The following is a 26249-nucleotide window of genomic DNA, read 5'->3' as shown; positions in this document are numbered from 1 at the left end:
AATTCACAAAAGATATGTGAGGACGGATGCCGCAATGACTGCATACGAGAAAGCAAGATTAGAAATTGGCGGGGTAGAAGATATATTGAAGCAGCATTTTGGTTCAAGTCCGGCCGGGGTAATGCCCGTAGAAGGGGGGAACCTGAGCAGCGTATTCTCCTTTGAATATGAAGGCCGGGGATGCATCATTAAGTTGAGTGACATGGACGGAGCCTACGATACAGAAGGTTATGTTGCGAATCTGCTGACCAGCCAGGGCATCCCGTTTGCCAAATGTCTTGGGCAGGGTAAATCGGGGACATTGAGCTATTCCATCTCTGAACGGATTCGTGGCGGCAATCTGACCGATTGTTCTGATCATGAGAAGCAGATCCTGCTCCCTGAGCTTATCGAAATACTGACCCGGATGAATTACGCCGAGCTGGGCGATACAAGCGGCTACGGATGGATACAGCCCAGCGGAGCCGGCGCTTACCCGTCATGGCGGGAATATATCACTTCATTCTTCGCCGAGGATCAGAGTGGAACCTTCTGGGAAGGCTGGCACGGCTTATTTCAGTCGACCTGTCTGGAAAAGGATGTATTCGAAGAATGTTACCACCGCCTGCTGGCGTATGCCAAATACAACGAGCCGCACCGCTATTTTATCCACGGGGATTTTCAGCCCTGGAACATCCTGTCGGATGGCTCGCAGATCACCGGAATCATCGACGGCAATTTTGCCTATGGGGATTTTCTGATCGATCTCGCTACGCTGAATGGGACCTTGGGAGAGCTTGATGTGGTTCAGGCTTATCGGGATTACCAGAACAGGGAGGGGATCATCATCCCGGACTTTCATGAACGGCTGACCGGTGCGCGGTATTTCAAAGGGCTGGATGCGCTCCGCTTTTATGCCAAAATGGGCTGGGATGATGCTTATCGTCAGCTGCGTGATGAGCTGCTTCAGCTGCCGGAGTGAGCGGGTGAGTGAATAATAACGGACATAAGCCTATCCAACGGATAGACTTATTGTCCTGAAAGCAGGCGGCCTATTGAAATTTAAAATTCTATTAATCAGCATCCTTACACTGGGGATATTAGTTGTTGCGTGGAATTACAGGTGGGAATACCGTGAATCAGACGAAGTATTCAGCTATAAATATGACAGATGGGCCAAACAATTATGGGCTGAATTCACTCCCGAAATAGGAACCAACGATATTATTGATATACCGCTGGTCTACGGTGATAAGCTTACTACAAAGGGATTGGAACCCTATTTAATGAAAATGGGGGTGTCGGGTGAAATTGTTAAGCTATGGGTACACCGGACCCGTTTATCGGATGCTTATACTGGCGTGCTGATAGCAAATATAGCTATTATTATACTTAGTTGTCTGAATATAATTATTAGAAAAAAGCGATAAGATATTACCCTGTCAAGGGATGTCTTACCGCTTATTTCTGTTACGGCTACCCTGAATCCGTTCTCCCCGAATTTTTTGGCTAACGACAGACCTAATCCGGGTCCTGCACCGACGATAACAATAGTTCTATGGTTTAAACTCTCCCTCGTTGTGATATATTAAATTAACGCGTGTTGCTTTAATCAGAATATACCGCTGATCAGGCAGCGCAACAATCAACAAAACAGGTGCAGATGTTGCTATAGCAACAAGACGTACCTATTGTCGGGCGGGAGGATGCTATGGCGAATAAAGTAATGAATGTACGGGTGACGCATACGAAGGAGTCTTTGGCGGGTGCTTTTATCGAGCTGGTGTCCGTGAAGGATTTCGAGAAAATCACGATTGCCGATATCACCCAACGGGCTAAAGTGAACCGGGCTACCTTTTATGCACATTTTAATGACAAATACGAATTACTGGACTATATGATGGGGGACTCCGCGTCGGCAGCCATCAGACAACACACTGCAGGGCAAGTGAAGGTTGATCCGGACAGCATCGGGCAGCTTGTTCTGGCCGTGTGCGATTTCTATGACCAGCCGGAGATGAACTGCCGCAGCAGCTATGTAGCATTCGTCGTACCGCAGCTAAGAGATAAGATGCTAACTGCGCTCAAGGCTTATTTGCTGGACGGTCTGGATAGGCTCTATACGGAAGATGAGCGGAAAATAATGGCTTCTTTTGCTGCCCAGGCTATCCATGAAGGAGCTGTTCAATGGGTGGCCGGGGAGATCCGCATGGACAAAGAGGAAGTCGCCCGTAAGGTGGCAGTATTAGTCACGGGAGGGTTTGAGGCTTACGCACGAGAGGGGGACAGGGCATGGAATTCGCAAGTATAACGACACTTATTATTTCAAGCATCACATTCATAAATATTCTGCTGGCGCTGGGGTTCCTGTTCATTGAGCGGAGAGAGGCGGGTTACACCTGGGCCTGGCTGATGGTTCTGTTCTTCATTCCTATCCTGGGGTTCGTTTTGTATATCTTTTTCGGGCGGAATCTTAAGAAGAAGAATTTCTATCATTTGTTCATTGAAGAGCAGGAATTTGTCCAGGCTGAGACAGACCGGCAGCTGGCTTCGCTCCATGACGAAGTCCAGGAGATATCTCCCTGGCTGCAGAAATACACAGAGCTCATCACGATGAATATCAGATCGTCGCATGGTCTTTTATCCAGTGATAATGACATCGTTATCTACAGTGACGGGCATCAGAAATTTGACGCATTATTCGAGGATATCCGTTCTGCCCGGACAGAAATCAATATTCAGTATTACATCATTCAGCCGGATGCCCTGGGGAGGAAGCTGAGGGATGCATTAACCCGCAAAGCAGAGGAAGGCGTGAAGGTGCGGCTGCTCTATGATGAAGTCGGCTCCAAACGGATTGCCCCCGGGTTCTTCAAAGAATTACGTGCAGCAGGAGGAGAGGTGGAGGTGTTCTTCCCGTCTCTGCTCAGACCGCTGAACTTCCGGATCAACAACCGGAATCACCGCAAGCTGTGCATAATTGATGGCATGACCGCCTATATCGGCGGGTTCAATGTCGGAGATGAATACCTCGGGCTGGATAAGAAATTCGGCTATTGGCGGGACACCCACCTCAGGATCACAGGGAATGCTGTTAATCATATTCAAGGCAGATTTATTCTGGACTGGCATCAGGCCGGGAAGCATAAGCGCGGGGATTACGAGGAATTCTCCTTTTACACAGGGGGACATACGGGGACAAGCCCGGTTCAGATCATCACCAGCGGTCCCAATTCGGAGACTGAGCATCTGAAGAATATGTACATCAAGCTTATTTTATCGGCCAGAAAAAGTGTATATATCCAGACGCCCTACTTCATTCCGGACACCAGCTTCATGGATGCCTGCAAAATCGCCCTGCTCTCAGGGGTAGATCTGCGCATCATGATCCCGAACAAACCTGACCACCCGTTCGTGTATTGGGCTACCTGGGCGTATGCCGGAGATTTACTCAATTATGGAGCCAAAATCTTGCTCTATGAGAACGGCTTCCTGCACGCCAAGACCATTGTGGCAGACGGGGAGGTTGCCTCTGTAGGGACGATGAATATCGACTCCCGCAGCTTCCGCTTGAACTTCGAAGTCAATGCCATTGTGTATGACCGGCAGGTCGCCGCACAGCTTGAGGACCTGTTTCTGCAGGACAGCCTGTTAAGCTCTGAGCTTACGCCCGAGCGGTACAAGGAGCGTTCGCTTATGATTAAGCTGAAGGAGGGAATCTCGCGGTTGCTGTCGCCTATTCTATAGAAGACGGTGTAAGGATACTATTGAAAACCACATTGATAAATCGCTAACTGAGGGTTTGCAGTGACCCGATTACGGTATACGCAGTATGCTTAATTGCACTTTGTACAACTAAAAGTTATGTTTTTCAACCGATTCTCCGTTTAGTTGTAATTCGTACAATTAAACTGCGATTACGGCCTGATTCTCACCCATTCGGGCAAATTTAGTTGTACAGACTACAGTTATAAGACTCAAGCCTGCCTTTCACTGTTTTTAATTGTACAGTATACAACTATTATTGAATTCCCACTTGGAACTGAATCCGTCAATTGCTGCATTGTTTACTGAACTCACTTCTATAGTTCTGATGTTGTACTAGTGTAATAGTGATATTAGTGATATTAGTGATATACCGTGCAGGAAACTTAGGAGGAGAAGCAGACGGGGATGCTTGGTCAATATGTAATGTTAGATGAGATACCTTGGAGAGCATGATGGCGATGGATGGAGCAGCGCTGATGGATACGCTGGAGCCGGGTTACGGAACGGAAACGCTGAGACAGGAATTAAAGGGTGAATTGTAGGTCTTCTTCTGGGTTTTTACGATAAGGCGCTGGCAGCTGGGAAGTATGTGATTTTCATTGTAGCTTGAGAAGAGCTGTTGTATAGAAAAGAGGGCCTGCGGACAATGTCTGCAGGCCCTCTTTTGTTTAGGGGCGGACGGCGGAGATGCCGTCCATTATTTTATATGAATTTATATATGTTGAAATCCCCGCAAATTAACTGAGTAATTATCAAAGCTAAGGCTCCGTTTTGTGGGGTTGTTCTAGTGCTTCTGTCCGCTCTCGGCATTCAGCTTGGCGATTAGCTTATCGCCTTCAACATCGAGATTCGGCAGCAGGCGGTCCAGCCATTTCGGCAGCCACCAGGCTTTGTCGCCGAAGACGGCCATGACGGCCGGAACGAGCGTCATGCGGATGATGAAGGCATCGATCAGGATGCCGAAGGCAAGTGCGAAGCCGATCTGCTTAATCATCGCATCAGGGGCGAAGATGAAGCCGAAGAAGACGGAAACCATGATTACGCCTGCGGCAAGCACAACGCGGCTGGCGAGATCATAGCCGTGAACGACACTGTCATTGCCGCGGCGGCCGTGGACATAAGCTTCACGCATGGAGCTGACCAGGAACACCTGATAATCCATAGCCAGACCGTACAGAATGCCGGTGACCAGAATCGGCATGAAGCTGAGCAGCGGTCCTCCTGTATCGAAGCCGAACAGGGAATGCAGCCATCCCCACTGATAGACAGCGGTGGTCACACCGAAGGTGGCAAGGATACTGAGAACAAAACCGATGGTTGCCTTGATTGGTACGATAATCGACCGGAAGACCAGCAGCAGGATGATCAGCGAGAGAATAACAATGATACCGATGTAGACAGGGAAGGCATCAGACAGCTTGGAGGACATATCAATATTGATGGCGGTGAAGCCGGTCACACCAAGATTAATATTATTCCCTGAGGTTAGGCTGGAAGACGGATCGCGCAGTTCCTGCACGAGATCTCTTGTAGCTGTATCTGTCGGACCCGTTTTCGGGATCAGGCTGATGATGGCAATATCGCCGGTGGCATTCACGCCCATCGGAGACACCTGTGTAACATTATCATGCATTTGCAGCTCTTGAGTCAGCTTGCCCAGCAGCTCCATCGAAATTTTGTCGGACGGGTTCTTCGGCTCCGCTACCAGCAGCAGCGGACCGTTGAAGCCCTCGCCGAATCCCTTGGAGATCACATCATAGCTCTGGCGGGCCGGAGTATCCAGGTTTGCCGAGGCGCCCGAAGGAATGCCCAGCTCCATTTTGGTTACCGGAATCGCTGCTGTTCCAAGAACGAGTACAACGAGAATAATGATCACCCAGCGATATTTCACTGTGGCATTTGCCCAGCGGTGCGAGAAGCCGTGCTGTGCTTTTTTAGCGGCAGCGGTATTCTTCGTCCGGGCTTTGGCGGTGACGATCTTCTCACCGACCAGTCCGAGCAGGGCAGGCAGCAGGGTCAGCGCCAGCAGGACGTTGATCAGAACGCTGGCTGCAGCTACAAGTGCCATGGTCGACAGGAAGCCGATGCCGATAACGAGCATGCCGCACAGGGCGATGATAACAGTCAGACCGGCGAAGAATACGGCGCTGCCGGCGGTGCCCAGTGCCCGGCTGGCGGATTCGCCGGCACTTAGCTTCTCATCGAGAATCAGACGGCGCTGGCGGTTAACAATGAACAAGGAGTAGTCGATACCTACAGCCAGACCGATCATCACGGCGAGAACCGGTGTAATGTCATTCATTTGGATCAGACTGCCGAGGGCAAACGCACCTCCGACACTGATTCCGACGCCGAGGAGTGCAGTGATCAGCGGCAGACCGGCAGCAACGACCGAGCCTAGCGTCATGAACAGTACGACCGCAGCGACGACAACACCGACTGCTTCGGTTGAGCCGATGGCCGGGATGCTCTTCAGGGAATCACTCGGAATCGCAGTGATGCCGGAGCCTGCCTGCTCGACTTCAGTCACGGTATCGATGATATTATCAGGTACATCCGATGGAAGGGATGTCTGCTGAACCGTGAACTGGAACTGAAACAGGGCAATATTGCCGTCGGCAGACAGCATAACGCCGGGAACCGGAGCGCCGTCAACCATTAGCGGACCGTAAGGAGCTGACTGTGCGGCGGCGGCTTGGCCAGCAGCGGCAGAAGGATCAGCAGCGGAAGGATCGGCAGCGGCGGCTTGACCAGCAGCGGCAGAAGGATCAGCAGCGGAAGGATCAGCAGCGGCGGCTTGGCCAGCAGCAGCGGAAGGATCAGCAGCGGCGGCTTGGCCGGCAGCAGCGGAAGGATCGGCAGCGGCGGCATGGCCGGCAGCAGCGGAAGGATCGGCAGCGGCGGCTTGACCGGCAGCAGCGGAAGGATCAGCGCCGGCGGCTTGAGCTGCAGCGGCAGCCTGTGCTGCCAGTTCCATAGGATTGATGACGTATTCCATATTGTAGACGTCATTGATAGCTTTCTGGAGCAGCGCTACACGCTCCGGCGTATCCAGACGTTCCCCGTCTGGTGCGGTGAAGGCGACGCTCGCCTGGCCGCCGGCAGCAGCAGGAAGCTCCTGGGTCAGCTTATCCAGCACTTTTTGCGATTCGGTGCCTTCAATTTTCATTTCGGAGCTGGACTGGATGCCATTGACACCAAGCAGGGCCCCAATCACACCGAGCACGACGATCCACGCCGCGATGAAATACCAGGGCTTGGAATAAGCCGACTTCCCTAAGCGGTATAGAAATGTTGACATGTAATGGTTTCTCCTCTTTATCTCTGAATTTATTATTAGAAGCCGTTGCGTAAGTAAGCAAACATGGAATTCAAATATTGATCAAACGGCATGGCGCTGGAGGGTTCATCCTGTGTTTCGCCCGGCAGCATGACGTTGAGGCGTCCGTCCAGTATAGGGATAAATGCCCCGTAGACGGCACCGGCGAGAAGGTGGGTATATCCATCGTCATAGCGTCCATGGGAGAACTGTTCGAGTACTTCCTGGGCGGCAATCTGAAGGCGGCGGAATACGCTGAGGATATATGGCTCCAGCGACGGATACTGATTCGCGAGCGATACGAACTGCCGCAATTTATGCAGAAACTCTGATGTGAACTGCAGCTTGAGCAGGTTATACAAGGCTTCCAGCGGTGTAGCATCCTGAGGCAGAACAGCAAGCAGCATATTCTTATCTTCATTTGCAGCGCTGCTGATGAAATACGCCGCCACCGCTTCCTCCTTGCATGAGAAATAGTTGGCAAAGGTCCGCCGCGAATAACCGGCCTTCTGGACAATGTCATCGACGATGAAGCCGTCCATGCCTTGCTCCAGTGCAAGCTCGAAGGCGGCTACGGCCAAAGCGAAGGCGGTGGCTTCTTTTTTTTGGTCCCGCAGTGTCAGTTTGGGATTCAAGTTGTATGCTTCCTCCTTTCTTATGTATAGGATGAACGCCAAATTGTAATCTACAGTCTATATTATTGCTCAAAGAGCAAGATTGCACAATGTGCAATTAGTGTCTGAAACGTGAATATTTAAAATTTAACTGAATAATTCAGTTTCCGTAGCTGGTGGTTGGTTGCCGGAGGAACCTTGCTGGCTTGGAGAATGAGAAATGTTGTACATATTACAACATTGATCCGCATATATCCGGCTGTTCAGGCAGATTGTTGTACTAAATGCAGGAATTATCCGGCTTAGCCGCCTGGGAGGGCAGAAATATTGCAATTTGTACAACAATTTCAGATTATGGCCGAGATATCGAGGAAAATGTTGTATTTGGTGCAGGATTTTTAAAAGCAGCCGCTTAAACCGGGAATTTACCGTAACAGCAGCAGCATCAACAGCATCATCAACAGCAAGCAGCAATAGCAACAGGCGCAACATCAAACGCAGCAGTAACAACAGTCTCAGCAGCAAGCAGCAACCGCAATCGCAAACTCAGCTGAAGCCAACTTTTCACTAAATGAATAGCCATTCTTTATCTATATAGCCTCGCCGATCCATATAACAAAAAGGCTCCAGTCCCCGGGGAGACTGAAGCCTTCTCAATAGTTAAGGATTAACGCTGTACTGCTCTCAGGCGATAGGTGCAGCTCGCGTAATCGCCGCGCAGATCGGAAACGACCAGGCCGATACGCATCAAGCGGTCGCCGCCGAGAGGGGTGCCGTCAAAGGCCGTCTGGAATGGAGTGGAGCTCTGCCCATCAGCAGATACAGTGGCTTCCCCGCCGCCGTGGCCTTTTGCGGTAACATCGGCTGCGCCAGTCTCAATCACATAATCCAGCTCAGGATCGAGCCCCTTGAGCGTAAGACGCGAGATCGGTGCATTGGGCTTAGCCAGCACCCGGAAATAGGCAACAAAGGCTTCCGTCTTATCTTCACTTACGAACATCCAGGCTGTGTCGCCGTTACCTTCAAACGGACTCTGCAGACGGTACATATCGCCCTGCTGCACCAGCGTGCGGATCTCCTTGTACTGGGCAATCTGCCGGGCAGCCAGATCCTTCTCGGCTTCCGTGAACTTGGTAAGATCCATCTCGTAGCCGAAGTTGCCGCTCATCGCTACATCCCCGCGGGTGGCAAGGGAGGTGATGCGGTCAACCTGATGGTTCGGTACCGCCGACACGTGAGCCCCCATGCTGCTGGCCGGATAGACAATACTAGTACCATATTGAATTGCCAGGCGTTCAATCGCATCGGTGTCGTCACTGGTCCAGGTCTGCGGCATGTAGAACAGCATTCCCGGATCGAACCGGCCGCCGCCGCCGGAGCAGCTCTCGAACAGGATATCAGGGAAACGCGAGGTCAGGCGCTCCAGCAGGTTGTACAGGCCGAGCATATAGCGGTGGGCGGTTTCTTTTTGCCGCTCAGGGCTGGCGTTGGCAGAGGCAATCTCCGTCATGTTGCGGTTCATATCCCATTTGACATAGGTTATGGGTGCGCTGGAGAAGACTGCGCTGAGTGTCTCGTACAGATAATCGCATACTTCCGGGCGGGAGAGATCCAGAATGAGCTGGTTGCGGGCCTCAGTGCGGCGGCGTCCTTCGGCGTGCAGGCACCAGTCCGGATGCTTACGGTATAAATCGCTGTCCGGGGATACCATCTCCGGCTCAACCCAGAGACCAAACTGCAGACCTTCCTTGTTGACTCTGCCAGCGAGATCGGCCAGACCTTCCGGCAGCTTGCGGCGGTCTTCGAACCAGTCGCCCAGCGAGCTGTTGTCTTTGTCGCGCTTGCCGAACCAGCCGTCGTCAAGGACGAACAGTTCAATCCCGAGCGGGCCAGCTTCCTTGGCGATCGCAGCGATTTTGTCGGCGTCGAAATCGAAATAGGTCGCTTCCCAGTTATTGACGAGAATCGGACGGGCCTGGTCGCGGTGAACGCCGCGGCACAGCCGGGTCCGGTAGAGCCGGTGATAGGTGCGCGACATGCCGCCGAGTCCTTCACTGGAATAGACGAGCACAGCCTCCGGGGTCTGGAACGATTGGCCCGGTTCCAGCAGCCAGGAAAAGTCGAACGGGTTAATTCCGATGCTTACCCGGGTCTGTCCGAACTGTTCAACCTCTGCAGTTGCGGCGAAGCTGCCGCTGTAGACCAGATTGAAGCCGAATACATCACCCTGGTCTTCATCCGCGCCCGGACGGAGCAGGGCAAGAAACGGGTTGGTCTGGTGGCTGCTTGAGCCGCGGCGGCTTTCCAGGGACAAGGCTGCGCCCGGGGTAAGCGGACGGCGCTGAACATGGCGTTCTCTCGCCCATGCACCGCTCAGGTGCAGGGTATCGTAGGAGGAATCTGCGAAATCAACGGATGCGCTAAGCGCCTGTTCCAGCCGCAGCGGTGCCTTACCGTTATGCTCAAAGCGGACAGAACGGGTAACTGCACTATGGCCCGCGAAGACGGTATACATAAGCTTAACGGTCAGACCCGCGTAATCATCCTTCAGTGTAAGCTCCAGTGTTTGGGCTTCCGCTTCATTCTCTACATAGACCGAAGGCAGCCCTTCAAGGGCCGGCTTGCCCGCTGTGATTGTGTAGCCGGCATATTGGAGTTCAGAGATCCGCGTGCCGTCAGCCAGCTGAACCTGATAGGCAGGCCGGCGGAAATCACTTGTTCCATACTGCGGATATTCCTGGGGCAGAGCATCCAGAGAGAGGGTAGGCTTCTGCAGCAGCGGGGTTGGAGAGAAGGATGCGCGCTCGCGCAGCTCAAGCGCCCCGGTCAGGCTGTTGTCATGGCGGAGCCGTGCACCCCAGTATACATGGGCAGGATAGCCGTCCACCAGTTGGATAATATAGCTGGTATCTTTGGACTGAAGGTGGAACAGGCCTGACGTTTCATCTGCGATAATGTTCATATTCATAACTCTCCTTGTCGGATGTAATGCGGCCGGTGATCCGGTCCGTTAATGCAGCTGCAATATATAGTTTCTGCTTACATAGATTCAGCCTGCGAATTTAGTCAGGCGCTTCCGCCGCTGGTCTCCCTGACGATCAGCTTCGTGCCGATAATCGTATGCGACGGCACTTCGCGTCCTTCGAACCGCTCGGCGAGCAGCTGGACGGCCGCTTTGCCCATCTGCTCGGGATAGGCGCGCACCGTTGTCAGCGGAGGCTGGACGTAGGCGGCCATCTCGATGTCATCGAAGCCGACAATGGCCATCTCTGCAGGCACCTGCACGCCGTGGTCGTGCAGGGCGCGGAGGGCGCCGACCGCCAGCGGATCACTGGCTGCGAAGCAGGCTGTCGGCCGCTTGCCACCGGCTAGCAGCTCGTCCATCATCCGGTAACCGTCAGCACTGCTCCAGCTGCCCTTGCGGACCAGCCCCGGATCGTAACAGCCCTGGCTCTGCATTATACGGCTGAAGTGATGCGCCCGGCGCTCGCCTTCACCGCCGCCGCCGATGAAGGCAATATCCCGGTGGCCAAGGTCGAGCAGATGAGTAAGCGCCTGACCGACAGCCTGACGGAAATGCGTCCGCACGGAGTCGTACTCCAGGCGTTCCTCGTACTGGTCAACCAGCACGGTCGTGCTTTTGTCGGCATGCAGCCTCTCGAATTCCTTGGGGTCGAAGCCGCCTACGACGATAAGTCCATCATCGGCCCGGAGCGGGGGCAGCGGGTTACGTCCGCGCAGCGTCTGGCCGAGCACAATCCCGAGCTCCTCGCAGCGCAGCTCAACCCCGCGGCGGATTGAGCCGTAATACGGATCTTCCCGTTCTTCTTCCGCCGAGCACCAGAGCAGAAGCGTAATGGCCTTGCTGCTCAGCTCGGTCTCCCGCTTCAGCTGCCTTAACCGGGAGGGCTTGTAGCCAAGCTGCTCTGCAACCGCGAATACCCGGCTCCGCGTATCGTCACTGACAGCCAGGGACAGGTCATTATTTAGCACTCTCGATACGGTGGCGGCGGATACGCCGGCCTCACGGGCGATGTCTTTAATCGTTGCCAAGCTGCTTCACGCCTTTTTAGTTAATATATTTACTAAAACTTCGCTTTTATCCTACCACCTGCGTCCTTTTCTTTCAAGTGGCTTTTTAGAGGCGCTTACAACCCGGATATTTAGCTGAATCTTACAGCTTCTAAACCTGTGGTGATTATGTTACCATGTTGAATATTCATTCGAGGGCGGAGGAGAACAAGCTTGAAATATACCGCATTCATCAGGAAATGGTTTGGCCGGCTGCGCTTCAAAAGCAAGGTAATTGCCATATTTCTGCCGCTGCTTATCCTGTCTCTGCTTATTCTGGGCGTACTGTCCAGCCATTTATTCAGCCGCTCTCTGATTGACCGGACTACACGCAATGTGGCCGATGAATCCCAGCTGATTCTCTCCCGGACGGACTATATCCTCCGCAGCGCAGAGACTGCGGCCAATATTATGGTTACCAACATCAACCGCCTCTACGAGTCTTATCCGGGCGATCAGGCCCTGCCGCTGGAGAAGGTGCGTTTTGCCAATCTGATGCAGAGCCGTCTATCCACAGACCTGTCAATCTTCCGGGAGGTGGATGCAGCCGTATTCGTCGGCACGGACGGGACGGTATATCCTTCTTATACTTCCGGAGGGGATGAGGGAGGCATCGCGTCAAGCGGCATGCTGGAGCGGGTTAAGGGAGCGGACAGCTACGGTATCTCGCATTGGTTCGATATGGACAAGCGGAGCTATCTGACGCCTGATCCGGCTGCAGCAGTGCTCACCCTGGGGAAGATGGTCATCAATATTGACAGCGGCGAGCCCTTGGGCACCCTGTTTCTGATGATAAAAGAGGAACAGCTGTCGGCATTCCTGCAGTCCAGCGATCCGGCTGCACCGAAGGCCTATTATTTCATAGATGGACAAAAGCGGGTTGTGGCAGCGGCGGACAAGAGCAGTCTGCTGCAGCCGGTGGAGCCGGGGATAGCAGCCGAAATCGGGGAGGACGGCCGTCTGCCGGACGCGGCAAGCTTCTCGTACAAGGACAACGGCAATCTGGTCACGGTCAGCCATTACGGCCGGATGGACTGGGAGCTGATCAATGTCGTCTCGCTGAAGCTGCTGACAGCTGATGTACGGCAGAATGTCAGACTGACAGCGCTGGTCGGAGCCTTGTGCCTGGTCTTCTCCCTGTTCGGGGCCAACATTCTGTCACGGATGGTGGCAAGTCCCCTGGAGAGGCTGACACGGGCGATGCGCCAGGTGGTGAGCGGTGATCTCCGGCCTGTTGCGGCAGCGAGAACGGAGGATGAGATCGGTACGATTGCCGAGGCGTTCAATTTCATGGTCGGCCGGGTAGGAGAGCTTCTGGACGAGGTGACTGAGGAACAGAACCGCAAGCGGGAGTATGAGCTCGCCCTGATCAGCGCGCAGATCAAACCGCATTTTCTGTATAACACACTGGATACCATTTATGTCCTGAACGAGCTTGACCGCAATGAGGAAGCACGGGATACGACCAAGGCGCTGGCAGATTTCTACCGGATGGTGCTTAACAAGGGCAGGGAGCTTATCATTCTGGAAAAGGAGGCGCGGATTACGGATGATTATCTGGCGATTATGCAGATCCGTTACCCTGATGTGTTCCGCTACGAGATCGATATTCCGCCTGAGCTGTCCGGTACACCAATTCCGAAGCTGTCGCTGCAGCCGCTTGTGGAGAATGCGATATATCATGGCTTGAAGAAAAAAGGGAGCAAGGGCTTCATCCGCATCCAGGCCGGCATTATAGCAGGCAAGGTCATTGTTCAAGTAACGGATAACGGGGTAGGCATGGACGGGGAACGAACCGCAGCCATCATGTCCGGAAGTTCGCAGGAGGACGAGGCCCGGTCGATCGGCACGTATAGTGTCCGCCAGCGGCTAAGCCTGTATTTCGGCGAGGAATATGGCTTAACGGTCCGAAGCACTGCCGGTGAAGGTACTGTAGTAGAGCTGTCACTGCCAATGCTTGCAAATGAAAAGAGGGATGAGCAGGATGTACAAGGTGATGATTGTTGATGATGAGCCGCTGTTCCGCGATTATCTGCGGCTTAAGATGGACTGGCAGCGGCACGGGTTCCGCGTATGCTGTGAAGCCAGGGACGGCCAGGAAGCGCTGCTTGAAGCGGAGAAGCATCAGCCCCATCTGGCACTGGTCGATATTAATATGCCGTTTATGGACGGCATTGAGCTGGCGGGCAAGCTGAAGGACCGCTTCGAGCGGATTGTCATTGTATTTGTTTCAGGACATAACGAATTTGAATATTTGCAGAAGGCGGTGCGTACGGGCGTGCAGGATTATCTGCTGAAGCCGTTCAACGAAGAGGAAATGCTGGAGATGCTGACCCGTGTCCGGACGAAGCTGCCCGGGCTGTCCCGTGAGCGGGAGGCTGAGCAGCAGGCGGCTGAAGGAGGCGGAACGGCGGCAGGCCAGACGGGACAAGAGGCGGCAGATCTCAGCTCCATCCGTGATACCATTGTGCTGGGACTGCGGATGAAAGACGCGGATATCCTGGAGGAGGTGCGCAAGGCCATCCGCCAGCTCCGCGGCAGCAAGTGGGGAGACGAATATCCCGATGCGATGATGATGGGGCTTCTGTCCCTGGTGTTAACCTTCGCGGGTGAACGGGGGTTTCCTTTTCACCGGGTATGGAACAACGATGAGGAGAAGGCACCTTATGACAGGCTGAAGGAATGCGGCTCCTGGGATAAGGCCGAGGAATGGCTGATTGGCCTGTACCGCCGAGTGATTCAACTGACGGAGGATGTGAAGCCGACCAAGGCGTCGAGTCTGTTTGCCGCAGCGATCAGCTATATTGAACAGCATTACGCGGATGAGAATCTGTCAGCCGAACAGGTGGCGCGCGGTGTATACGTGGATTCCAGCTATCTGCGCCGTGTCTTCCGCAAGGAATCCGGCTATTCGATTGTTGACCATATTACCCATATCCGGATGAAAAAAGCCCGGATACTGCTGCTGGAAGGCAACCGCAAGCTGGCGGATATTTCGGAGAGTGTCGGATACGCAGATCCGAATTATTTCAGCAAAAGCTTCAAAAAGCGCTTCGGCGTGACACCCACGGAATACGAGCAGCTGGTCAAAAAGTAATCGTGCACCGGAAGCTGTGAAACCATGGCGGCCGAAATTTCTTATCCGTTTAAGCCGGATGCCCCGGCTGGGCGGCAGAGGCGGTTCCCGGCAGGGGACCGCTTTTTCTCAAATATAAGAATTAATTTGTTGTGGGGTTATTTTGTAATTGGCGTGTCAGTATTCATATGTTTCACGCTGAATGGATACCGCCCCTTGGAGGATGGTGTAGCCGTTTCCGCATGAAGGGGAGTTGTGATCTTACTCTAATGTGGATAAGATGCGCATGCCGTTCGGGATAGGTCGTAAGCCGAGTGAAGCGGACTGAGATTCCGTTATCTTGTTCATATGAGCCCGAAATGGGGTGTGATTGGCCCATTAACGGAATCTGAGTCCGCTCCATTGGCAGCCAGCTTATACAAAATTTCACCAGGGCTCCGCCAAAGTCCTGCCAAGGTTCCCGCCAGTCCCGCCAGTCCCGCAGACCAAGCACCCGCTCGCAGAAACAGCGCCGTCCTTATAGAAGAGGGCCAAGCCTCTGCTGCTTTTGTCCCGTTTTTTACGGGTAAGGCCCGTTTTATGCCTTAAGATAAGCGTTGCCGGGAAGATATAATGTGAAAGTAGCAAGCAGATCAGAGTCTTAGGACAACATACTCGCATGAGGGGGATTCACATTATGAAAGTCCAGCACAAACGTTTAAGCGCACTAATGATAACGCTTTCCATGGCTTTACTGCTGTCTGCCTGTGGCGGCGGAAATACAGCTTCGGACAACACGCCTGCTGCGGACACAGCCGCAGAGGGAGGTACAGTCAAAATTAAGGTATACGCCCAGCATTTTGACGATGATACCAAAGGCCCTTTCGACTATGCGGTGGAAGAGCTGAAGAAGGAAATGCCTGAGGTTGAGATTGAGCTTGATCCTGCGGTGCAGGATGGCTATCAGAAGCTTAAAACTTACGCTGCTACAGGGAACATGCCGGATATTTACTTCACAGACTGGGCCACCCTGCAGACCTTTGCCAAATCGAAAAATGTAGAGCTTCTGGATGACTATGAGACTACTGCGGAGTACAAGAAAAATCTTAATCCGGGTGTAGAATCGCGCCTTGTCGCACCGGACGGCCATGTTTATGCCTATCCCGATACCGGCATCGAGTTCCAGCTGATCTATTATAACAAAACCATCTTCGATGAGGTTGGTATCGCCACACCGATCAAGACGATTGATGAGCTGGCAGCTGCCGCCGCGAAATTGAACGCAGCAGGGTATGTGCCCATGTCGATTTTCGCCAAGGAAAAGTGGATCAGCGCCGCCTTCTATAACGGACTCGTGACCCGTGAAGAGTCTCAGGGCTTCGGTGCACTGGGTGAACAGGGAATGACAGAGCTGTCGCAGCCGTTCGTTACCGCAGCGGAGCAGCTTGAACAGCTTCAGCAGGCCAAGCTCTTCGACGCCAACGCCACGAACACGAACTATGATCAGGCTTCCTCGCAGTTCTATCAAGCCAAGTCCGCGATGTTCGTGAACGGCCAATGGGAAATCTACAGCGCAGCGGAGAAGCTGGGCGACCAGGTGGACTGGATGTACTGGCCGGCCAAGGACGAAGCGACCTATGAAGCGTCCAAATATTATATTGATGGTGCAGGCTCACCGCAGGGCTATGCCGTATCTCCGGCTAGTGCCAACAAAGAAACGGCTGTCAAGGTAGCAGCATTCCTGGCAGCGAAATCAGCCGAATATAAATACACACAGCTGGGCAGCCCGATTATTTCACCAAAAACCGACAAGCCAATCGCTTCAGACGTGCCTGTCATGATGCAGCGGGTTGCCAATGAACTGCTGCCTAATGCCAAGGAATACGCGAAGCTGCTGAGCAATACACAAATTCAGAATGCGATTAATGACAACGCACAGAACATGCTGGTAGACGGATTCACTACAGATCAGTTCGTAGAGAATTTGAACCGTACGCTGGATAAGGAAAATAAATAGAGGGTAGCAGCCGGACTCTGTGGCCTTCGCCCCGGGGCCCGGCTGTAATGATGCAAGGAGGAGAAGAACCGCATGAATAAATACTTGGGAAACAAACCGGCGCTGGCGCTGTTTCTGCTCCCTGCCCTGTTGTTATACAGTGTCATCCTTATCTATCCGGTCCTGCAGACGGTCCTGCGGAGCTTCTACGACTGGGATGGGCTGAGTACGGCTGCCTTCACGGGTCTGGCTAATTACCGCGAGCTGTTCAGCGATCCGCTGTTATCCACTTCACTGAAGAACGGGCTGCTGTTCGCCATTGTGCTGGCCGTATTCCAGATTGGTCTGGGGACAATCCTGGCGCTCGTCTGTGCCAATCCGCAGATCCGCGGCCGCAAGCTGCTGAAGACGGCGTATTTCATCCCGGTAGTGCTGTCTGTTACTGTAGTGTGCCAGCTGTGGATTGCGATGTACGATCCGACGAACGGCCTGGTGAACAAGCTGTTCGAGCTGCTGAATATCCCTTACCGCCAGAACTGGCTTAGCTCACCGACCCAGTCTATTATTGCTATTGCTTTTGTCAATGCCTGGCAGTTCATGGGCTATCAGTTCTCCCTGCTGTATGCCGGAGTTAAGGCTGTGCCTGAGGATTACTTCGAGGCTGCTACGATTGACGGCTGCGGTAAATGGCGGGCCCACCTGCATGTAACACTGCCGCTGATGCGCGAGACCTTCAAATTCTGCTTCACCATCGCCATTACCTCCGGGATCGGGGCATTCGTGCAGATGCTAATTATGACCAATGGGGGTCCGGGGACCACCAATTATACGCTGACCTTCATGATTTACCGTTATGCTTTTATGGAGAGCAATTATGGATATGCCTGCGCAGTATCCGTTCTGCTTGTGATGATCTCACTTGTGGCTACGCTTGTCATTAACAAGGTATTCGACCGTGGACAGAACGCGTAAGGAAAGGAGAACGACATGAATTCAAAAACTACATTCCGGTCCATCGGCCAAATCCTGCTGCAAATACCGCTATGGCTGTATTTTATCGTATCCATTTATCCACTGTTCTGGATGATCTCCTATTCCCTGAAAAATAATGACGAAATCTTCGTGACCAATCCGTTCGGCTTCCCGACACACTTCCGTTTCGAGAACTACGTGAATGCCTGGACACAGTTCAATATTCCGCGGTATTTCATGAACAGCTTCGTCGTTTCTACCATCTCTACGCTGTGCATTCTTTTACTGGCGCTAATGTTCGCCTTCGCCGTGGCACGTATGCAGTGGAAATTCCGCTCGGCTGTCCGGACGTATATGATTGTCGGGATGTTCATGCCGCTGCAGGTCATTATGATTCCGCTGGCTATCCTGGTCCGCGACTTCCATCTGACCAACACCTTCGGCGCGCTCATTATCCCGTACATTGCTATTGGCCTTCCATTCTCCACGATGGTATTCTATGGTTTCCTGGTCAGCATTCCCCGGGAAATTGAAGAGGCAGCCTGTATTGATGGGGCGAGCATCTACCGCCTGTTCGGCGGGGTTATCCTGCCGCTGGCTCTGCCAGCCATCGCTACGATAGCCATCTTCCAGTTCCTGAACAACTGGAATGAATTCACTTTGGCGTACATTCTGATCTCGGACGAGAACATGAAGACACTGCCGCTCGGCCTGCTCTTCTTCCAGGGCTCATATAGCACCGACTGGGGAGCGATGGGAGCGGTAATGACCATTGCCTCGATTCCGATGGTGCTGGTCTATCTGCTGCTGAGTGAGCAGGTGGAGCGTGCCATGACCGTTGGGTCTGCGGTGAAGGGTTGATATTGATAATTGTATTATGTGAAAAAGAGCCTCAGGCTGCCGTGTAACGGCTGCTTGGGGCTCTTCGCATATATAGGCATCCGTCATCCGCCCAACCACGTTCAGCTCAATGACTCCGCACATCCTCCGTACCTGATTCGATCTGCTGCATGTAATCCCGGGGGGAGAGCCCGGTGACCTTCTTGAATACCTTGCTGAAGTAAAAGGCACTCTCGTAGCCGAGCTTCTGCGAGATCTCGTAGATCCGGCCTTCCCCGCGGATCATCATTTCCTTGGCGGCGGTGATTTTGATCTCTGTGATATACTCTACATAGTTCACCTTGGCGACCTTGGAGAACAGATGGCTCAGATAGTTGGGACTGAAATTGAACACATCCGCCACCTGATTGAGCGAGAGCTTGCTGCCGAGATTTCTTTTAATATATTCCTGGACATTCTTCACGACCTGCTCCTTATAGCTCTGTCTGCGGGTGGAAAGAATGTTCGAGCATCCGTCCCGGAACTGGATCAGCCAGCCGGCGATTTCTTCTATAGTATGCATCTGATAAATGGCCCGGTAGCCCTCCGGCTCATTCTCAAATATCTGCTCCACAATGTTCTCCCCGTCCGCAAGCAGGGAAGTGGCCATATACAGGATATTGCAGGCGGCATCGGTGGCGGGGACCAGCAGGTCGGACCGGCCGTCGAAGATTTCGATCATTCTGGAGATAATGGTGTACAAGGCCCGGGTATCCATCTCTTCAAAAGCCCGGCGGATCTCCGAACGTGATTCGGAGAAATCGAACAGCAGATGCTCCTGCGCCAGTGCCTCGCCCTCTGTGAAGAAGACGAAGGAGCGCTCTTTAACCGCGGCCGGCAGCGCCTTCCGGGCGGCAAGATAGCTCTCCCGCAGCAGATACGGATCTTCGACGGCGAACCCGATGGCTCCAATGATCGTCACATTGAAGTAGTTGTGCAGCACGGAGGCCATGTCCCCAAGCAGCTTCTGGATGTCAGGCATCCAGAGCCGCGGATCGGTGCCCGGGACCGGCAGCGCCACGGCGAAATTGCGCAGATCCAGACTGGTTACATAACACGGGCTGACGGAAGAGAGCGTATCCTTAGCCATCTGTACGGTGCTGGAGCATAAGGCAACCAGCTTATCCCCGCGCGGCGGAACCGTATCCGGGCCCAGAATGCGGCAGGTGCAGACGAGATAGGCAGCCCCTGGCAAATCCAGGTCCAGATCCTCTTTCTGCAGGAGATACTGGTTCTTGTTCTCGAACAGGTTATTGAACAGGCGGATGAAGAATTTATCGCGCTGGGCCTGGATATTCCCGCGGTGGACCAGCTTCGGGTAGCTCTCCATCGCCTGGTAAGTCTCAAGTATGCCAATCGCTCTGCGGATGGATTCAGACAGCGCCTCCGGGGTCAGCTCCAGCTTGACCAGATAATCCGTGGCCTGCACTTCAATCGCTCCGCGGGCGTATTGGAATTCTTCATAGCTGGTCAGCATAATGAAAAGCGGCAGCCGGCCGTACTTTTTGCGTACCGAACCGGCTACCTCAAGACCGCTTTTAATCGGCATTTTGATATCGCTGATGACGATGTCCGGACGGAGCGTGTCGATCATCTCTTCTTCCTGTGCGCCGTTGTGGGCAATGCCGACAATCTCAATATTAAACTGCTCCCATTTCAGCATGGACTGCAGGCCGATACAGACCAGGGCTTCGTCATCTGCGATTAATAATTTGATCACGTTCATCACATCCTTGCTAAGTTTGCTAAATATAAGAGTTTATATATGTCATATGATAACTGGGACGTCAAAGCTGTTACTCTTTGATGTAAACACCAGAATGGAATGATAGCAGTTGGATTTTCTCCACTTGCTGATGAGCGAGGGAGCCTTGCAATAACAGCAGTTGGATAAAAAGCACTTAAATGATCTCATTTCATTCAAAGGAGCTAAAACCTCAAGTAGTAGATGTCATTTTTCCACTTAATTGCCCCTAAACCTGCGAAATCGAACAATTAAGATGCATTTTTCCACTTGCTTGAGGGAACCGCTGGTTTCCGGCTCTTCAGTCAGCAGTCAGCTCTTAGTCAGCAGTCAGCTCTTCAGTCAGCTCCAGCCGCTAGTTCCCTAATCTACAGCAGCTCCCCAGCTTCACAGCCAGGGCGGTTCTGCTTAAGCATAGCAGCACTTTTATATACAGTTACTGTTACTGGGCAACGTCGAGCGGATAAGGTATAGTCCTAAAAGGGACTGTAACGCAGTTTGTACTTAGCTACTCTCTCTGCAGGAAGGGCAGGAGCAGCTTCATGATGGTATATTGTCCAAGTTCACTCTCAATAGACAAGCCGTAATTCCCGCCAAAAGCCAGCTGCAAACGTTCATTCACGCTGCGCAGTCCGACATTCTCCAGCATTCCCTTGGATTCGTCCTCAGGAACGGATAGAATTGTGGAGATTTGCTCTTCCTTCATGCCGACACCATTGTCTTCGATCATGACCAGGATATCGGCGAATCCGCTTTTGGAGACCGTGATGACAATATCGCCTCGGCCCTTGGGCTCAATGCCATGGAAGATCGCGTTCTCCACCAGCGGCTGAAGCGTGAAGCGCGGAATCAGGCCGGTGAGCAGCTCTTCATTCTCAATGTCTTTGACCATGGTGACCGTGCTGCCATAGCGGTATTTCTGGATCAGGAAATAGTCATCCAGCAGGCTTAGCTCATCCTTCAGCGGCATCAGCCGCCGGTTGTCCTTGGCAATACTGCGGAGGAGTCTGGACAAGGAGGTCGTCATCTCCGCAATGCCTGTAGCATTCTGGATCGTGGCCATCCATTTGATCGAATTCAGTGTATTGTAGAGGAAATGCGGATTGATCTGGCTCTGCAGCATCCGGTATTCCAGCTCCTGCTTCTGCTTTTCGTCCGCGAGCCGGCTGTCCATGAGGGCCACGATATCCTGAGACAGGCGGTTAATGCCGCGTCCGACGTCGCCAAGCTCGCTTTTCCACTCAATATTGCGGTCTATCAGGAAATTACCCTGGGCAATCTTATCGATGCGCTTCTTGAGCTTCTCCACCGGAAGACTGATTGTACGGGTCAAATACAGCGTAATGATAGCGCTTAAGACAATAACGAGCAGGACGACGCCAAGCATGACCAGAATCCAGATATTTGCCTTAGGTGCGAACAGGTCGTTCGAAAGAGTCTGCGATAGTATGACCCCGCTGCGTACGGGATAAGATACCACGATATGGCTTTCTTCATCGTTTGTCAGCTTGACCATGGACAGCTCGGTCTGCGGGCCGACAGGTTTTTCATTGGTATAGGCCACCGGTTCATACGGTTCCGTAATGGCGGTGACCTGGTCGCCTATGAGCTGATAATGATGATTGCCGAGTGTCAGCAGCAGCCGGGAATTCTTCGGCAGGGAGTATCCCTTCAGTTTGTCGGTAATGACAGAGGTATTCGCTAACAGGTATACCGTCCCAACCCGGGTTGCCCCTTTGCCGTAAATCGGAAACACAAAGGGGATTCCATTCGAGGTGGAAAGCGGGTCCTTGATCACCCGGTCCCATTTCTCCTCGGCATCCTCGCTAAGGCCGGTAATCTGCCCGATATTGTGTATCGTAAGCGGAACGGAGGTGCCGGTTTTATCCACCTGCAGAAACTTTCCGTTGCTATCCGTAACAATCAGGCGGCGGGCGTAGCTGTTGGAGCGGTTGTTCAGGAATTCCTGCTGCATCGAGTTGAAGACATTAACAGCTTGCTTAGGGCTTGCCTGCGGTGATCCGAAATATTCCGTAAGCAGGGTATTAGTAGAAGAGTTCGTACTGCAGGTCATGGCCAGGGCCGTCAGGTCAATCAAATCCTGTTCAATAATATGGGATACCAGCTGCAGGTTGAACTCGGTTGCCTGTATGGTTGTTTTACGCTGATAATAAGTAATCAATTCATAGCTGAAAAAAGACAGCAGCGTTGCAATCAGCAATGCGAATACGGCCATGAGCAGAATGATGCGGCTTTTAATAGTAGATTTTCTTACCGTCGTGAACACTCCTTTGTAAATGGTGAAAACATATTAAGCGTTTTCATCTACCTTATCATATTCCTGCGTTTCAATACAGGGCAAGGAGTATAAGCTGAGAATTTTACATGTTTCGGATAGGATATTACAGGTTTAACCCGGACGAGGGGGAGAAGAGCACAGAAAAGTGAATGATCTGTGTTTGATATTGCATCCCAATCCCGCCTGAAAAGGCTTACACTTTGAACTAAGGCCGGATAAGCCGGTCGCCGCTAGAACAATAGAAGGAAAAGGGGATATTTAAATGAACTTAAAAAGATTCTATGGCATGACCCTTGCCACAGCGCTCTCCGTGAGCATGCTGGCCGGATGTTCCGGGAACAACGCCAATAATGAAGCTGCTGCAACAACCGCACCTGCGGCGGGTAACGCTGCAAACGCTTCCGCTGAACCAAGCCAGGAGCCTGTGACTCTGAAATGGGCGCTGTGGGACTGGGAAGCAACCGCTTACTACAAACCGCTGATTGATGCCTATAAAGCTGCACATCCGAATGTAACGATTGAATATGTAGACCTTGGCTCCACGGACTATATGACCATGCTCAGCACACAGCTCTCCGGCGGTGCAGACCTGGACGTTCTTACCATTAAAGATATTCCCGGCTATTCGAACCTGGTGAAGCAGAATCATCTGGAGCCGCTTAAGAGCTTCATGAGCACGAATTCCATTGATCCTTCCGTATACGGCGGTACTGTAGAGCAGATTGAAGTGGGCGGCGAGGTGTATGCGCTTCCTTTCCGCAGTGACTTCTGGGTGGTCTATTACAACAAAGCTTTGTTCGACAAAGCAGGCGTAGAATACCCGAGCAACGATATGACCTTCGACCAATATGATGAGCTGGCCCGCAAGATGACCTCCGGCAGCGGTTCCGAAAAAGTATACGGTGCCCACTACCACACTTGGCGGAGCGCGGTTCAACTGTTCGGTATTCTTGACGGCAAGAACACAGTGGTCGGCGGCAACTATGACTTCCTGAAGCCTACCTATGAGCGGATTCTGAAAGAGCAGGAAGACGGCATCGTGATGGATTACGCTACACTGAAGACTTCCAGCACGCATTATTCCGGCGTATTCTACAACAACTCCGTTGCCATGATGAACATGGGCAGCTGGTTCATTGCCACCCAGATCGAGAAAGTGAAGAGCGGCGAATCCCAATCGACTGAATGGGGCATTGTGAAATACCCTCATCCTGACGGTGTGGAAGCCGGTACAACTCTGGGTACGATTACTTCCCTGGCTGTAAACCAGAAATCCAAGCACAAAGAAGCCGCACTGGAGTTCATGAACTTCGTAACCGGTGAAGAAGGCGCGAAGGTAATTGCTTCTACCGGAACCATTCCGGCCATCAAGAACGATGAAGTTATCAATTCCATTACTTCCATCGACGGTTTCCCTGCAGACGAGAACAGTAAGGCTGCACTAAATACTGTTCAGACTTATCTGGAAATGCCTATCCATGAAAAGAGTGCAGATATCGAGGTTATCCTGAATGAAGCCCACGATAACATCATGACGAAGAACGCTTCGATTGATGAAGGCCTGAAGGATATGAACAAACGTGTAGGAGAGCTCTTGAACAATTAACCGTTCTGAGTAGGGCGGTGGATATAAGGGCGGGCGAAGGCCCGCCTTTTATAAAATATAAGAATCTATCTGCTTCGCATAATAGATTTGGGAAAGCTTTAGAAGGTTTGGAGGAGAAACAATGCAGAACGAAACCATATTGCATACAAATAAGAGCCCAAAAAGACGTATGTCAAGAGGGGTTAAAGATAACCTGATTGCCTACAGCTTCATTGCGCCGAACTTTATCGGATTTGCCCTGTTTACACTGGTACCCATGATATTTGCCTTTGTCCTTGCGTTTGTGAAATGGGACGGGGCCAATCCGATGAAGTTCATCGGGCTGGACAATTTCACCCGGCTGCTCAAAGATTCAACCTTCCACAAAGCCTTGTGGAACACCATTGTCTACACCATCGGAGTTGTACCGCTGACCATGATTGTGGCGCTGGCGCTGGCTATTCTGCTGAACCAGAAAATTATGGGCCGTAATTTCATGAGAACCGTGTTCTTCTTCCCTTATGTAGCATCGCTGGTAGCCGTTGCGGCGGTATGGAACTTCATCTTCAGTCCTACCATGGGGCCGATCAACAACATTCTGCATACCATTACCGGTATCCCGCTGGAGGATCTTCCCCGCTGGGCGGCAGATAAACAGTGGGCCATGTTTACCGTAGTTCTTTTCACAGTGTGGAAAAATATGGGTTATTACATGGTTATCTATCTGGCAGGACTCCAGGGAATTAACCCTGAGCTGTACGAGGCTGCTGAGCTGGACGGCGCAGGCCCGTGGAGAAGATTCCGCAATGTCACCGTGCCACAGCTGGCACCTACAACCTTCTTTGTTCTGATGATTCTGGTCATTAACTCGTTCAAGGTCTACGATATCTTTATCAACCTATTTGCCGGCGCCGATAACCAGCTCAACGACTCTACGAGGGTTATGGTCTATCAAATCTACAATACGGCATTCCGTTCACTTGATTACGGATATGCCAGCGCAATGGCGATTGTACTCTTTCTGCTGGTACTTGGCATCACCATCGTCCAGTTCCGCGGCGAGAAGAAATACGGACAATAGGAGGATTCAAAAGATATGGTTGGAAAAAGTAAAGGACTTAGAATCAGCCTTATGGTTCTTGTGTATATTTTGTTGTTTGCGACCGTGCTGGCGATGCTGGTTCCGTATATATGGATGCTGTCCTCCTCGCTCAAGCTTAACAAGGATGTCTTCTCCTTCCCGATGCAGTGGATTCCGGCGAATCCGCGCTGGGAGAATTTCACGGATATCTGGACGCGGATTCCGCTCGGACGGTTTATTTTTAACACTGCGAAATTATCGATTATCGTAACGATTCTGCAATTGCTGACTTCAAGCTTCGCGGCCTATGCGTTCTCGAAGCTGCATTTCCGGGGCAAGAACTTTATCTTCCTGGGATATATCGCAACGATTGCAATCCCTTGGCAGGCCTACATGGTACCGCAGTTCATCCTGATGCGTTACATGGGACTGAACAATACCCACCTGGCGATCATTCTGCTGCAGGCGTTCTCGGCATTCGGTGTGTTCATGATGCGCCAGTTCTATCAGGGAGTACCTGATGAATTGTGTGAAGCCGCCCGGATCGACGGACTCAGTGAATACGGCATCTGGGCAAGAATCATGCTGCCGCTGTCCAAGCCGGCGTTGTCCACACTCACAATCTTCACCTTCGTTGCCACCTGGAATGACTTCCTGGGGCCGATGATTTATCTGACAGATACGAAGCTTAAGACCATTCAGATCGGTCTGCGGATGTTCATCTCGCAATATTCTGCGGAGTACGGGCTGATCATGGCAGCAAGCGTAGTTTCTATCATTCCGGTAGTGATTGTATTCCTGGCCCTGCAGAAGTACTTCGTGCAAGGTGTTGCAGCGTCGGGGATTAAAGGCTAGAACAAGTAACGCGCCTGGCAGTTGCATCTTTT

General features: G+C 52.3%; 19 protein-coding genes. 13 read left to right on the top strand and 6 right to left on the bottom strand.

The window, feature by feature from the left end; translation table 11 throughout:
- Window positions 1–34: 34 nt before the first annotated feature.
- The 4 genes from NSU01_RS24825 to cls all read left to right on the top strand — a co-directional run bounded on the left by NSU01_RS24825 (window position 35) and on the right by cls (window position 3726).
- The gene (locus tag NSU01_RS24825; protein ID WP_076244586.1) at window positions 35–961 is read left to right on the top strand and encodes a phosphotransferase; all 927 of its coding nucleotides are present in this window, start codon (window positions 35–37) and stop codon (window positions 959–961) included.
- Window positions 962–1034: 73 nt separating this feature from the next.
- A complete protein-coding gene (locus NSU01_RS24820; protein WP_042138925.1) occupies window positions 1035–1409 on the top strand; it encodes a hypothetical protein in 375 nt (124 codons plus the stop codon).
- Between the two features lie 281 nt (window positions 1410–1690).
- Window positions 1691–2290, top strand: a complete 600-nt coding sequence (locus NSU01_RS24815; RefSeq protein ID WP_076244588.1) for a TetR family transcriptional regulator — start codon at window positions 1691–1693, stop codon at window positions 2288–2290.
- Window positions 2272–3726 (top strand): cardiolipin synthase, encoded by a 1455-nt coding sequence (gene cls / locus NSU01_RS24810; RefSeq protein ID WP_076244590.1) that lies wholly within the window; start codon window positions 2272–2274, stop codon window positions 3724–3726. Before NSU01_RS24815 ends, cls begins: the two co-directional genes overlap by 19 nt.
- 805 nt (window positions 3727–4531) lie before the next feature.
- Here the strand turns inward: cls and NSU01_RS24805 are convergent.
- A complete protein-coding gene (locus tag NSU01_RS24805; RefSeq protein WP_076244592.1) occupies window positions 4532–7048 on the bottom strand; it encodes an MMPL family transporter in 2517 nt (838 codons plus the stop codon).
- 35 nt (window positions 7049–7083) lie between these two features.
- Window positions 7084–7701 carry a TetR/AcrR family transcriptional regulator gene (locus tag NSU01_RS24800; protein WP_076244594.1) on the bottom strand — a complete coding sequence of 206 codons (618 nt, stop codon included), beginning with the start codon at window positions 7699–7701 and terminating at the stop codon, window positions 7084–7086.
- A gap of 263 nt (window positions 7702–7964) precedes the next feature.
- Here NSU01_RS24800 and NSU01_RS24795 point away from each other — a divergent pair, with 263 nt between their 5' ends.
- A complete protein-coding gene (locus NSU01_RS24795) occupies window positions 7965–8096 on the top strand; it encodes a hypothetical protein (RefSeq protein ID WP_256703893.1) in 132 nt (43 codons plus the stop codon).
- Window positions 8097–8347: 251 nt separating this feature from the next.
- On the opposite strand, the gene NSU01_RS24790 is transcribed toward NSU01_RS24795, so the two are convergent.
- Complete coding sequence (locus NSU01_RS24790) at window positions 8348–10642, bottom strand: alpha-galactosidase (protein WP_076244597.1); 2295 nt, start codon at window positions 10640–10642, stop codon at window positions 8348–8350.
- Window positions 10643–10746: 104 nt separating this feature from the next.
- Window positions 10747–11733 carry a substrate-binding domain-containing protein gene (locus NSU01_RS24785; RefSeq protein WP_076244599.1) on the bottom strand — a complete coding sequence of 329 codons (987 nt, stop codon included), beginning with the start codon at window positions 11731–11733 and terminating at the stop codon, window positions 10747–10749.
- Between the two features lie 192 nt (window positions 11734–11925).
- On the opposite strand from NSU01_RS24785, the gene NSU01_RS24780 reads away from it, so the two are divergent.
- The 5 genes from NSU01_RS24780 (at window position 11926) to NSU01_RS24760 (ending at window position 18635) form a co-directional block, all read left to right on the top strand.
- On the top strand, window positions 11926–13758 hold the full coding sequence (locus tag NSU01_RS24780; RefSeq protein ID WP_076244601.1) for a sensor histidine kinase: 1833 nt from the start codon (window positions 11926–11928) through the stop codon (window positions 13756–13758).
- Window positions 13736–14848 (top strand): response regulator, encoded by a 1113-nt coding sequence (locus NSU01_RS24775; RefSeq protein WP_042138915.1) that lies wholly within the window; start codon window positions 13736–13738, stop codon window positions 14846–14848. Before NSU01_RS24780 ends, NSU01_RS24775 begins: the two co-directional genes overlap by 23 nt.
- Window positions 14849–15503: 655 nt before the next feature.
- Window positions 15504–16823: an extracellular solute-binding protein gene (locus NSU01_RS24770; RefSeq protein ID WP_042138914.1), complete on the top strand. Its 1320-nt coding sequence runs from the start codon at window positions 15504–15506 to the stop codon at window positions 16821–16823.
- Window positions 16824–16895: 72 nt separating this feature from the next.
- A complete protein-coding gene (locus NSU01_RS24765; protein WP_042138913.1) occupies window positions 16896–17774 on the top strand; it encodes a sugar ABC transporter permease in 879 nt (292 codons plus the stop codon).
- Between the two features lie 15 nt (window positions 17775–17789).
- On the top strand, window positions 17790–18635 hold the full coding sequence (locus NSU01_RS24760; RefSeq protein ID WP_042138912.1) for a carbohydrate ABC transporter permease: 846 nt from the start codon (window positions 17790–17792) through the stop codon (window positions 18633–18635).
- A 106-nt stretch (window positions 18636–18741) separates the two neighbouring features.
- Here the strand turns inward: NSU01_RS24760 and NSU01_RS24755 are convergent, their stop codons facing one another.
- Both NSU01_RS24755 and NSU01_RS24750 read right to left on the bottom strand, forming a co-directional pair.
- Entirely contained in the window at window positions 18742–20373 is a 1632-nt protein-coding gene (locus NSU01_RS24755) for a helix-turn-helix domain-containing protein (protein WP_042138911.1), read from the bottom strand.
- 532 nt (window positions 20374–20905) lie between these two features.
- A complete protein-coding gene (locus NSU01_RS24750; RefSeq protein ID WP_083705563.1) occupies window positions 20906–22633 on the bottom strand; it encodes a sensor histidine kinase in 1728 nt (575 codons plus the stop codon).
- Between the two features lie 325 nt (window positions 22634–22958).
- Between NSU01_RS24750 and NSU01_RS24745 the strand changes: the two genes are divergently transcribed.
- The 3 genes from NSU01_RS24745 (at window position 22959) to NSU01_RS24735 (ending at window position 26217) form a co-directional block, all read left to right on the top strand.
- Window positions 22959–24302 (top strand): sugar ABC transporter substrate-binding protein, encoded by a 1344-nt coding sequence (locus NSU01_RS24745; RefSeq protein ID WP_076244606.1) that lies wholly within the window; start codon window positions 22959–22961, stop codon window positions 24300–24302.
- 169 nt (window positions 24303–24471) lie between these two features.
- A complete protein-coding gene (locus tag NSU01_RS24740) occupies window positions 24472–25362 on the top strand; it encodes a sugar ABC transporter permease (protein ID WP_231575186.1) in 891 nt (296 codons plus the stop codon).
- 15 nt (window positions 25363–25377) lie between these two features.
- Complete coding sequence (locus NSU01_RS24735; protein ID WP_081970085.1) at window positions 25378–26217, top strand: carbohydrate ABC transporter permease; 840 nt, start codon at window positions 25378–25380, stop codon at window positions 26215–26217.
- The last annotated feature ends 32 nt before the right edge of the window (window positions 26218–26249 follow it).

This window comes from Paenibacillus sp. FSL H8-0259 (genome assembly GCF_037963255.1).
GTDB lineage: Bacteria > Bacillota > Bacilli > Paenibacillales > Paenibacillaceae > Paenibacillus_AQ > Paenibacillus_AQ phytohabitans.
The sequence above is the reverse complement of the archived record's forward strand: the minus strand, read 5'-3'. Positions and strand labels throughout refer to the sequence as shown.